Genomic DNA, 10,647 nt, shown 5'->3' with positions numbered 1-10,647 from the left:
CACGAAAAGGAGCGGCGCGCTCGAAAAGGCGCGCCGCCTGGGAGATCATTTCTTCGGCAGCAGCTTGATGCCGGGTGCCGGGCTTTCCAGCGCGTCTTCATCCTGCCCTGCCGCCGGGATCTCGATCCAGCGATCGGCGGCGCCGTCGCATTCCTGCACCACCGGGAAGTAGAGTTTTTGGCCCGCCGGCAGATCCGCCGTCAACGTCGCGCGGAAGACAAACTCGTCGTAGAATTCGTCCGGCAGGCTGCCAGCGCTCCAGTCGACTTCCTTGACCCCGTCGGCAACCGCCTGACCGTAGAGCTGGTAGGATTTCTCGTACTTGCCCTTCTTGGTCTGCAGCGTCCAGCCTGGCTTCGGCATCGGCTTCACCGCGATCACCCCTTCCGGAATCTGCACGCGCACGGCGGTCGTCGCCTTGCCTTCGCAGCCATGCGGCACGCGCAGAACGGCCTTGTAGGTCGAGCCGACCGCCGCCTCCTGGGTTTCGAACGTGATATGCGCGAAGGCGGCGCTGGTTCCGAGCGCGAGAAGTGCGCCGGCCGACAAAAGATATTTGTTCATGATGGTCCCTCGGATTTTCAAAATTTGTCGAACCGGCCGGATCAATTGGCGTGATCGTCCATGGCGCCACCGCCCATGCCTTCGACAGCGAAATCGACGCTGACGGCGCCGGCCTTTTCGAAGGTCAGGACGGCGGAGAACTTTTCGCCCTGTTTGGGTTGCCGCTTCAGGCCGATGAACATCAGATGATAGCCGCCAGGCGCAAGCGCGACCTTGCCGCCGGCCGGAATTTCCAGGCCGCCGGCAACCGGCCGCATGGTCATGACGCCGTCCTTGACGCCCATCTCATGCAGCTCGGCCTTTTCAGAAACATCGGACGAAATCGACACCAGCCGGTCCGGTGCACTGCCATTGTTGGTGACGGTGAAATAACCCCCGGCCACTTTGGCACCGGCAGGTGTGGCGCGCGACCAGGGGTGGCCGATCTCGAGATCGCCAAGTTTGAACTCATGCGCGAGGACGGACTGGGCGCCTGTGAACAGCAGCGCAAGAGCCAGCACGGCAATGCCGACACGCTCTTCGATGCCGCGTAGAATGCCGCCTGGCGCAGGACGCGCGGCGTCAGGGAAAAAATAGGACATGGTTGCTCCATGAAGTGATGGTCGCGCCGTTGCCGGTCGCGAGCAGTTTGATCTTTGGATGGGTACGCCCACGAAAAGTTCCGCCGGGCAAACAGGCTCAGGCCGTCAGCGGCGGCGCGCGCGGGTTCCACGGCGAGCGCTCACGCGCAAAGTCGAGATGGATGGCCGCCGGAAAAACAAAGGCGACCGTTTTGAAGGAAAGGCTGCCCAGCGCCAGGCCAGCACCGGGCGGCGGCGCAAAGGCCGCCGAAACCATGCTGCAGCCGAGCACGCAGCATGCCGGAAGATGGGACGGCTGCTGGTTGCCGCCGGGAAGCTGGGCTGCGCCCTCATGGGTGCAGATGACGTTGCCGAACGCATCGAGCTGCGATGCATTGGAACCGGTGCCGAAGGCGAATGCTCCGAGCGTCGACTGGAGCAACAGCAGATAGGCCGCGACCAGCGCGACCGGCATGCTCCACCGTCTCCTCGATACGCTCAAAGCCCTGCCTCTTCGCAGCAATGCGACATTCCTAGCACGGGGCCGGCGGGTGGAAAATCGCCAAATCGCCGCGGCGCCAACGCGGCAGGGTCAATGCATGTCGCCCAAAAGTGTATAGCGGTTTTGGGACGACGACATGCATGAAACAAGACTCCGAGCCGCGATGCGGCTCAGTGTTTTTGCAGCGACCGGCTCTCCGGGATCGAGGTCAGCAATGTCTGGCGTGCCGACTTCAGGTGCTTGCGGCAAGCGGCGTCGACCTTGCCGAGGTCGCGCGATTTCAGCGCCTCTATGTAGACCAGATGCTCACCGATGGCGACTTCGTTGCGCTCGCGTTCCTGCGCCTTGTTCCACTGGTAATGATAGTGGAAGATCATGGCGATGACATCGTAGAAATCGACGATGAAGCGGTTGCGCGACGCCCGGTGGATGAGCCGGTGGAAGCGCTCGTCGAGTTCGGAGAACTCGGTGAAGCGGGCAGCGATGTCGTTTGCCAACTGGCGATGCTCGTCTTCCAGGCGGTCGAGATCGGTCCAGACCGCGCTGTCCTGCGGTAAAGCGGCAAAGGCAGCCGCCGAGCGCAATTCGAACATTTCGCGGATTTCGGTCAGCTCCAGCGCGAAGGCGCGGGTAAAGCCCTTCAGCACCCAATGGCTGTTGCGGCGCTTCTCGATCAGGCCGAAGCGGGAGAAGCGGATCAGGAACTCGCGCACGCTGGTGGTGCCGACGCCGATCTCACGCGCCAGTTCGAGTTCGTTGATCTGCATGCCGGCTTCGGCGCCGCCGGCGAGCAGCCGACGCATGAACGACCGTTCGATGATCTCGGCCAGCGTGTCGGTCTCCTCCTCGGGGAAGAAATCATCCGGACGCGGTTCGCGCAGCACCGTCTTGGCGCGCTTGTTCCAGGCGATCAGCCCAGTCTCTTCCATGCGCGCGAGAATGGTGCGCACCGTGGTACGGCTGACGCCAAGCAAGGTACCCAGTTCCGGCTCAGAAGGCAGGCTGCGCGTTTCGTCGAGCAGCCGCAGGCAGCGGTTGTAGGCATCCTTGTAGACGTTGTTGCTCTTCGACATCCCTGACCCGTTGCACGCCGTCGCTTGCGGCGGCCGGTTTGAAGCGCAATATGACGTTCCCATGGCCCTGAGAAGCGAAATTGCTTCCCGGAACAACCCAGACATGCGGAACTCCCCACGAAAAAACAATTGACGCAAAACTGTTTTTTCACGATAAAAGACATTATCTCTAAACAGACGCGTGTCAATCCGTCCGCGCAACCCAGGATCACCCAGGAAACCGCCCGTGAACGCCTCCAACTGCATTCTCCTGTCCCCTGCCGACAATGTCGCCGTCGCCAACGGCCGCATCGAGATTGGCACCGCGCTGCCGGGCGGTGCCGTCGCCAGTGCGCTGATCGAGCCCGGCCACAAGGTGGCGATCAAGCCGATCGCCGCCGGCGAGGCCGTGGTGAAATACGCCCAAGCGATCGGTCGAGCGACACAGGATATTGCAGCGGGCGAGCACGTTCATTCGCACAATCTGGTTTTCGAATCAGGCCGCTTGCCGGTCGTGCCGCCGAGCGAGGCCGAGCACGCGACGGAGGCCGATCGCGCCCGCACCTTCATGGGCTATCGCCGCGCCGATGGCCGCGCCGGCACGCGCAACTTCATCGGCATCGTCGCCAGCGTCAATTGCTCGGCCACCGTCTGCCATTCCATCGCCGACACCGCCAACCGCACGCTTTTGCCGAACTATCCCGGCATCGACGGTTTCGTGCCGATCGTGCACGGCCAGGGCTGCGGCATGAGCGGCACCGGCGACGGCATGATGGTGCTGCACCGTACACTCGCCGGCTACGCCCGCCACCCGAATTTCGGCGGCGTGCTGATGGTCGGCCTCGGCTGCGAAGTCAACCAGCTCACCCTATACGGCCAGAAGGGCGTCGCTGCGGGCAAACGCCATTTCAACATCCAGGACGCCGGCGGATCGCGCAAATCGGTCGAAAAAGCGATGGGCGTGCTGGCCGAGATCGCCGAGGAAGTCGGCCAGTTGAAGCGTGAGCCGATCCCGGTCAGCGAGATCGTCGTCGGCCTGCAATGCGGCGGCTCGGACGGCATGTCGGGCATCACGGCCAATCCGGCGCTGGGCGCGGCTGTCGATATCCTGGCTGGCGTCGGCGGCATCGGCATCCTCTCCGAGACCACGGAGATCTACGGCGCCGAGCATCTGCTTGCCTACCGCGCGGCAACGCCGGAGATCGCGCAGAAGCTCGACGGTTTCGTGAAATGGTGGGAGGACCACGTCGCCAAGCATGGCGCCTCGATCGACAACAACCCCTCGCCCGGCAACAAGCGCGGCGGTCTCACCACCATCCTGGAGAAGTCGCTCGGCGCGGTCGCCAAGGGCGGCCAGACGCCCCTCAACGGCGTCTTCGGCTACGCCGAAAAAGTCACTGGCAGCGGCCTCGTGTTCATGGACACGCCCGGCTACGACCCGGTTTCGGCGACCGGCCAGGTGGCGGGCGGCGCCAACGTAATCGTCTTCACCACCGGCCGCGGCTCATGCTTCGGCTGCCGCCCGACGCCGTCGATCAAGGTCGCCACCAACTCCACCATGTACCACCAGATGGAAGAGGACATGGACGTCAATTGCGGCGTCATCGCCTCGGGTGAAAAGACCATCGCCGGCATGGGTCGCGAGATCTTCGAACTGATCGTCGAGACGGCTTCCGGCCGCAAGACCAAGAGCGAGGACTTCGGCTACGGCGACAACGAGTTCGTGCCCTGGCATCTGGGCGCAACACTTTAGATTTTACTGATATAAAGTAGACTGCGCGCCGGTCAGCGGCGGGCAACGGGGAGGTTGTGCATGGAAAGACGCCGCATCGGCCAGACAGCGCTGGAAGTCACCGAGGTCAGCTTCGGCGGCGCCGCACTTGGCGGCCTTTACCGCGCCTGTTCGCGCGAAGCGGCGATGGAGACGCTGCAGGGCGCCTGGGATGCCGGCCTGCGCTATTTCGACACCGCACCCTTCTACGGTTTCGGCCTGTCGGAGCGCCGCTTCGGCGACTTCCTGCGCTACAAGCCGCGCGATTCCTATGTGCTGTCGACCAAGGTCGGCCGGCTGTTCCGCCCGGTGCCGGACGATCAGGTTCCCGATCACTCCTATGTCGATCCGCTGCCCTTCGCGCTCGACTACGACTATTCCTATGACGGCATCATGCGGTCGGTCGAGTTCAGCTATGCGCGGCTTGGCCTAAACAGGATAGACATCCTGTTTGTCCACGACATCGGCGCCTACACCCATGGTGTCGAGAAGACCAAGCTGCACTTTCGCGACCTGATGGACGGCGGCCTCAAGGCACTTGAAGAGCTGAAACGGTCCGGCGTCATTTCCGCCTATGGGCTTGGCGTCAACGAAGTGCAGATCTGTCTGGACGTGATGCGCGAGGCGCCGCTCGACTGCATCCTGCTCGCCAGCCGCTATTCCTTGCTCGACCGCAGCGCCGAAGCGGAGTTGCTGCCCCTATGCCGGGCGCGGCAGACCTCCTTGGTCATTGGCGGCGTGTTCAACTCCGGTATCCTGGCGACCGGGCCGGTGCAAGGCGCACATTTCGACTACCGCCCTGCCAGCCATGACGTGCTCGACCGCGTCGGCGCAATGGAAAGGATCGCCGCCGAGGGTGGCTATCCGCTCGCCGCCGCAGCGTTCCAATTCCCCTTGCATGAACCTGCCGTCGCCACCGTGCTGACCGGCACCGCCAAGCTGGCGAACCTGACGCGCAACCTCCAACTGCTCGACATCGACGTGCCGGAGACGGAATACGCCAGATATCGTCCCCACACGCTGGTGCAGGAGCTGGTGTGAAACTCCATATTCTTGCGGTCACACGAAGGAATGGACATTCCATATTGACGAAATGATGGAATTAATATTCCATACGTTCCCGGAACGGAACGGAAGTGTGACGGCGCCAATGGGGAGCAGCGCGGTGGATTTGCTTCTGCCAGACCTCGCAAGGACTGATCAAACACCGCTTGCATCGATCTGTTCGATGCATTATCAAAACATGGCAATTGTTTTTTATTGATAAAGTTCTGTTTGGGCCGCGCCTATCCGAACGGAGCTCCGTATCGTTCACCGGGCGACTTAGGGAGGAAACCTCATGAAATTCGTGACCAGCATTCTCAACCGCCGCGCCGTCATGGCGCTGGCAGCAGCTTCGATGCTCGCCGGCGTCATGCATTCGGCGCCGGTTTCGGCGGCGGACGTCACCATTCCGATCATCGTCAAGGACACCACGTCCTTCTACTGGCAGATCGTTCTGGCCGGCGCCCGCAAGGCCGGCAAGGATCTCGGCGTCAACGTGCCGGAACTCGGCGCCCAGGCTGAAACCGATGTCAACGGCCAGGTCTCGATCCTCGAGAACGCCGTTGCCAGCAACCCGGCGGCGATCGTCATTGCGCCGACGGAGTTCAAGGCGCTTGGAAAGCCGATCGATGAAGCCGCTGCCAAGGTCAAGGTCATCGGCATCGACTCCGGCGCCGACTCCAAGGCGTTCACCTCGTTCCTGACCACCGACAACGTCCAGGGCGGCCGCGTCGCTGCCGACGGCCTCGCAGCCGCCATCGGCGCCGCCAACGGCGGCAAGATCGAGGGCGACGTCGCCCTGATCACCAACGCACCGGGCGCCGGCTCGCTCGAACAGCGCAAGCAGGGCTTCACCGAACAGCTGGCCGCCAAATATCCGGGCCTCAAGCTGGTCGCCGATAAATATGCCGACGGCCAGGCCACCACCGGCCTCAACATCGCCACCGACCTGATCACCGCCAACCCGAACCTCAAGGGCATCTTCGCTTCCAACCTGATCATGGCGCAGGGCGTCGGCCAGGCTGTCGCGGAAAACAGCCTTGGCGGCAAGCTGGCGCTGGTCGGTTTCGACAGCGACGAGAAGCTGATCAAGTTCCTCAACGACGGCGTCATTTCCGCCCTCGTCGTCCAGGATCCGTACCGGATGGGCTATGACGGCATCAAGACCGCACTCGCCGCCTCCAAGGGCGAGAAGGTCGAAGCCAATGTCGACACCGGCGCCAATCTGGTGACCAAGGACAACATGAAAGACCCCAAGATCGACGCGCTGCTCAATCCGAAGCTCTGAGCCGTCGCATCCGCAATGGTCTCCGGGGCACCTCGCCCCGGAGACAAGCTGCCGCACAAACGGCTTGGCAATCCATAAGCGTAGGCTAGGCTGTTTTCGAGACATATCCTTGTCTCGCCGCGTGCCAATCGTGAGGCCAATCTGGGAGGATTGTCATGACATCGACGGCGCAGGAACTGCATCCGGCCCCTGTGCTGGAACCGGGGCGGACCATCCTCGAATTGCGCGGGCTGGAGAAGCGCTATCCCGGCACCCACGCGCTGAAGCCGGTCGACCTCGCCTTCAAGTCCGGTGAGATCCACGCCATCGTCGGCGAGAACGGCGCCGGCAAATCCACGCTCATCAAGCTTCTGACCGGCGTCATGCCGCGCACCTCCGGAGAGATCGCCTGGGAGGGCCAGCCGGCCGCCCTGGCGACGCCGCACGAGGCGATGGCGCTCGGCATCAATGCCGTGCACCAGGAAGTCGTGCTGTGCCGTCACCTGACGGTCGCCGCCAACATGTTCCTCGGCGAGGAGAATTCACGCTTCGGCATCCTGCAGCAGCGCGCCATGGTCAGGCAGGCGCAGACGATCATCGACGACCTCGGCTTCGACCTGCCGGCGCATGTCACGCTTGGCGACCTGACCATCGGCCAGCAGCAGTTGATAGCCGCCGCCCGCGCCACCGTGCGCGGCACCAAATTCCTGATCTTCGACGAGCCAACCGCCTACCTCACCCGCAAGGAGGCCGACCAGCTTTTCACCCTGATCCGCCGGCTGAAGGGCGAAGGCGTGACGATCATCTACATCAGCCACCGCATGGAGGAAGTGTTCGAGCTCGCCGACCGTGTTTCCGTGCTGCGCGACGGCACGCTGGTCGGCACCCGCAACATCGCCGAGACCAACGATGCCGAGCTGGTCAAGATGATGATCAACCGCTCGATCGAGCAGGTCTACCACAAGGAGCATTTCACGCCGGGCGCCGCCCTCATCGAGGCGAGGAACCTGTCCGGCAAGGGCTTCGAAAATGTCTCGATGACGGTCCGCGCCGGCGAGATCGTCGGACTCTATGGCCTGATCGGCGCCGGACGCAGCGAGTTCGTCACCACGCTTTACGGCCGCCACCGCAAATCCGGCGGCCAGATCCTCTGGGAAGGCAAGGAGGTGCAGGTCAATTCCGAGCATGACGCGATCAAGCTCGGCATGGCGCTGGCGCCGGAAAGCCGTCGCGACCAGGGCCTCTGCCTCAACCTGCCGGTCGGCTTCAACCTCAACCTGCCGATCTACAAGCGTATCTCGAACAATCTGCTGATTTCGAGCACGCAGGAGAAGACGCAAGCCGATCGCCAGATCGCCGATCTGCGCATCAAGACACCGACGCGCGGCGCGCTGGCATCCAGCCTGTCGGGCGGCAACCAGCAGAAGATCGTCATCGGCAAATGGCTGGCGCACGGCGCCAAGCTGTTCATCTTCGACGAACCGACGGTCGGCGTCGATGTCGGCACCAAGGCCGAGATCTACCGCCTGTTCAGCGCACTTTTGTCAAAGGGAGCCGGCATCATCCTGATCTCGTCCTATCTGCCGGAAGTCTATGAACTCGCCGACACGCTGCATGTGTTCCGGCGCGGCAAACTGGTGGCGACGCACGGTTTTCACGCCGCCAGCCACGAGGATATTCTCACTCAGGCGCTCGCCGAGAAACAAGAAAAGCTGGGAGGACAAATATGAGCACCGAGGCGATCGCCGTCGAAAAACCGAAGCGCAACTACAACGTCCTGTTTGGGCTGACGCTTTTGGCGCTGCTGGTTCTGCTCTGGATCCTTCTCTCCGTGGCGACGACGAGCTTCGCCTCCGCCAACAACATGGCCAATCTCTTGCGCCAGGGCTCGATGATCGCCATCATGGCGGTCGGCCAGACCTTCGTCATCATCACCGGCGGCATCGATCTTTCGGTGGGCGCCGTAGTCGGTTTCGCCACGGTGGTCGTGGCCATGATGATCAATGCCGGCTTCCCCATCTGGCTCGCAATTCTGGTGACGCTGCTGGTCGGCGTCGCCATCGGCATGTTCCACGGCTTCGGCATCGTCAAGATGGGCCTGCCGCCCTTCATCATCACGCTGGCAACGCTGACCTCGCTGCGCGGCATCGGCCTTTTGATGACCAACGGCAATTCGATCAACATCAACAGCGACACCTTCACCGCCTTCTCGCGCAATTCCTTCATCGGCATCCCCAACCTGTTCTGGATGGTGATCCTGGTCGGCATTCCGGCCTATATCTTCCTGCACCACAGCCGCTGGGGCCGATACCTGTTTTCGGTCGGCTCCAACGCCGAGGCTTCGCGCCTGTCCGGCGTCAATGTCCAGCGCACCATCTACATGGCCTACACGCTGTCGGGCCTGTGCGCCGCCTTTGTCGGCGTGCTACTGGCCGCCCGCATCGGCATCGGCAACCCGACGCAGGCCGAGGGCTGGGAACTGCAGGCGATCGCGTCTTCGGTCATCGGCGGCACCTCGCTGTTCGGCGCCGTCGGCTCGGTGCATGGGCCGCTGCTCGGCGCCTTCATCCTGGCCACCATCAACAACGGCGCCAACCTGCTCAACGTCAATTCGTTCTGGCAGCGCATCATCACCGGCGCGCTGATCATCATCATCGTCTACTTCGACGGCCTGCGCCGCCGCGGCAAGTAACGATCCCGCAATCAACCGCCGGCCCGCCACACCAACGGGCCGGCGATTTCATGACTGGATTAGCGCATGAAAGCCGTCCTCTGCCGTTCGCCCGGCGATCTCGTCCTTGAAGACCGGCCCGCACCAGAGGCACCGCCTCCCGGCTGGGCGCTGGTGGCGGTCAGCCATGTCGGCATCTGCGGCACCGACTACCACATTTTCGAGGGCAAGCACCCGTTCCTCGCCTATCCCCGCATCATGGGCCATGAGGTGTCGGGAACGATCGTCGAGACCGGCGACGGCGTCGATCTTGCCGTTGGTGAGCCCGTGGTGATCAACCCCTATCTTTCCTGCGGCAAGTGCATCGCCTGCCGGCACGGCAAGCCCAATTGCTGCGTCAGGATCGAGGTGCTGGGCGTGCATCGCGACGGCGCCATGTGCGAACGGATCCTGGTGCCGGCGCAAAATCTCTATCCGGCCAACGGCCTGTCGCTGGCCGACGCCGCCGCAGTCGAGTTCCTGGCCATCGGCGCGCATGCCGTGCGGCGCGCCCGCGCCGACCCCGGCGCCCGCACGCTGGTCATCGGCGCCGGCCCGATCGGGCTCGGCACCGCCATCTTCGCCCGCATCGCCGAACTCGACGTGACGCTGCTCGACATGAGCAGTGAAAGGCTCGCCTTCGCCGCAAATGAGCTTGGTTTCCAGACCCTCGACGGCTCGCGCGGCGCGGTGCCCGACCTGGTCAAGGAAGCCACCGCTGGCGAAGGCTTCGATGTGGTCTTCGATGCCACCGGCAACACCCGGTCCGTGCAGTCAGCCTTTGCCCATGTGGCGCATGGCGGGACACTGGTGCTGGTCTCCGTCGTCAAGGACGACATCAGCTTTTCCGATCCGGAATTCCACAAGCGCGAGATGACGCTGATCGGCAGCCGCAACGCGCTGCGCGCCGATTTCGACCACGTCGCCGCTTCGATCCGCAATGGTGCGGTGCCCATGGCCAAGCTCGTCACACACCGCACCACACTCGCCGGCACGCCGCATGATCTGGCTCGTTGGGCACACGAGAAATCCGGCCTGATCAAGGCTGTGATCGAGGTCGGGTCATAAGATGGCAGGCGGCAAACCCGGCCCGAATTGACGACGCCCGCGCAGGTCGACCCCCACTCCGTCTCGGCTTCGCCGAGCCACCTCTCCCCCGATCGACGGGGTAGAGGAA

At 63.4% G+C, this 10,647-nt stretch carries 10 protein-coding genes; 6 read left to right on the top strand and 4 right to left on the bottom strand.

Annotated elements, in window-relative coordinates:
- Positions 1–45: 45 nt before the first annotated feature.
- The 4 genes from EOB59_RS31815 to EOB59_RS31800 all read right to left on the bottom strand — a co-directional run bounded on the left by EOB59_RS31815 (position 46) and on the right by EOB59_RS31800 (position 2,699).
- Positions 46–564: a YcnI family protein gene (locus EOB59_RS31815; protein ID WP_127272468.1), complete on the bottom strand. Its 519-nt coding sequence runs from the start codon at positions 562–564 to the stop codon at positions 46–48.
- A 41-nt stretch (positions 565–605) separates the two neighbouring features.
- Positions 606–1,145, bottom strand: coding sequence for a copper chaperone PCu(A)C (locus EOB59_RS31810; protein WP_127270813.1), 540 nt, complete (start codon positions 1,143–1,145; stop codon positions 606–608).
- A gap of 97 nt (positions 1,146–1,242) precedes the next feature.
- The gene (locus EOB59_RS31805) at positions 1,243–1,599 is read right to left on the bottom strand and encodes a hypothetical protein (RefSeq protein WP_128290097.1); all 357 of its coding nucleotides are present in this window, start codon (positions 1,597–1,599) and stop codon (positions 1,243–1,245) included.
- Between the two features lie 197 nt (positions 1,600–1,796).
- Positions 1,797–2,699, bottom strand: coding sequence for a GntR family transcriptional regulator (locus EOB59_RS31800; protein ID WP_127259754.1), 903 nt, complete (start codon positions 2,697–2,699; stop codon positions 1,797–1,799).
- Between the two features lie 226 nt (positions 2,700–2,925).
- On the opposite strand from EOB59_RS31800, the gene EOB59_RS31795 reads away from it, so the two are divergent.
- The 6 genes from EOB59_RS31795 to EOB59_RS31770 all read left to right on the top strand — a co-directional run bounded on the left by EOB59_RS31795 (position 2,926) and on the right by EOB59_RS31770 (position 10,538).
- Positions 2,926–4,431, top strand: a complete 1,506-nt coding sequence (locus tag EOB59_RS31795; RefSeq protein ID WP_128290096.1) for an altronate dehydratase family protein — start codon at positions 2,926–2,928, stop codon at positions 4,429–4,431.
- 60 nt (positions 4,432–4,491) lie between these two features.
- Positions 4,492–5,490 carry an aldo/keto reductase gene (locus EOB59_RS31790; protein WP_127272466.1) on the top strand — a complete coding sequence of 333 codons (999 nt, stop codon included), beginning with the start codon at positions 4,492–4,494 and terminating at the stop codon, positions 5,488–5,490.
- Between the two features lie 298 nt (positions 5,491–5,788).
- The gene (locus tag EOB59_RS31785; RefSeq protein ID WP_127272465.1) at positions 5,789–6,781 is read left to right on the top strand and encodes an ABC transporter substrate-binding protein; all 993 of its coding nucleotides are present in this window, start codon (positions 5,789–5,791) and stop codon (positions 6,779–6,781) included.
- Between the two features lie 155 nt (positions 6,782–6,936).
- Positions 6,937–8,490, top strand: a complete 1,554-nt coding sequence (locus EOB59_RS31780; protein WP_128290095.1) for a sugar ABC transporter ATP-binding protein — start codon at positions 6,937–6,939, stop codon at positions 8,488–8,490.
- Positions 8,487–9,452 carry an ABC transporter permease gene (locus EOB59_RS31775; protein WP_023812479.1) on the top strand — a complete coding sequence of 322 codons (966 nt, stop codon included), beginning with the start codon at positions 8,487–8,489 and terminating at the stop codon, positions 9,450–9,452. Before EOB59_RS31780 ends, EOB59_RS31775 begins: the two co-directional genes overlap by 4 nt.
- A gap of 66 nt (positions 9,453–9,518) precedes the next feature.
- Entirely contained in the window at positions 9,519–10,538 is a 1,020-nt protein-coding gene (locus EOB59_RS31770; protein WP_128290094.1) for a zinc-binding alcohol dehydrogenase family protein, read from the top strand.
- Positions 10,539–10,647 lie beyond the last annotated feature (109 nt).

The sequence above is a fragment of the Mesorhizobium sp. M7A.F.Ca.MR.176.00.0.0 genome, assembly GCF_004023165.1.
Lineage (GTDB): Bacteria > Pseudomonadota > Alphaproteobacteria > Rhizobiales > Rhizobiaceae > Mesorhizobium.
Note: the sequence above shows the minus strand (reverse complement) of the source record. Positions and strands in the feature narration are given on the sequence as shown.

Coding starts and splice junctions, on each gene's coding strand:
- EOB59_RS31785 (WP_127272465.1), top strand. CDS start 5,789: ATGAAATTCGTGACCAGCATTCTCAACCGCCGCGCCGTCATGGCGCTG.
- EOB59_RS31800 (WP_127259754.1), bottom strand. CDS start 2,699: ATGTCGAAGAGCAACAACGTCTACAAGGATGCCTACAACCGCTGCCTG.
- EOB59_RS31810 (WP_127270813.1), bottom strand. CDS start 1,145: ATGTCCTATTTTTTCCCTGACGCCGCGCGTCCTGCGCCAGGCGGCATT.
- EOB59_RS31770 (WP_128290094.1), top strand. CDS start 9,519: ATGAAAGCCGTCCTCTGCCGTTCGCCCGGCGATCTCGTCCTTGAAGAC.
- EOB59_RS31775 (WP_023812479.1), top strand. CDS start 8,487: ATGAGCACCGAGGCGATCGCCGTCGAAAAACCGAAGCGCAACTACAAC.
- EOB59_RS31790 (WP_127272466.1), top strand. CDS start 4,492: ATGGAAAGACGCCGCATCGGCCAGACAGCGCTGGAAGTCACCGAGGTC.
- EOB59_RS31805 (WP_128290097.1), bottom strand. CDS start 1,599: ATGCCGGTCGCGCTGGTCGCGGCCTATCTGCTGTTGCTCCAGTCGACG.
- EOB59_RS31815 (WP_127272468.1), bottom strand. CDS start 564: ATGAACAAATATCTTTTGTCGGCCGGCGCACTTCTCGCGCTCGGAACC.
- EOB59_RS31780 (WP_128290095.1), top strand. CDS start 6,937: ATGACATCGACGGCGCAGGAACTGCATCCGGCCCCTGTGCTGGAACCG.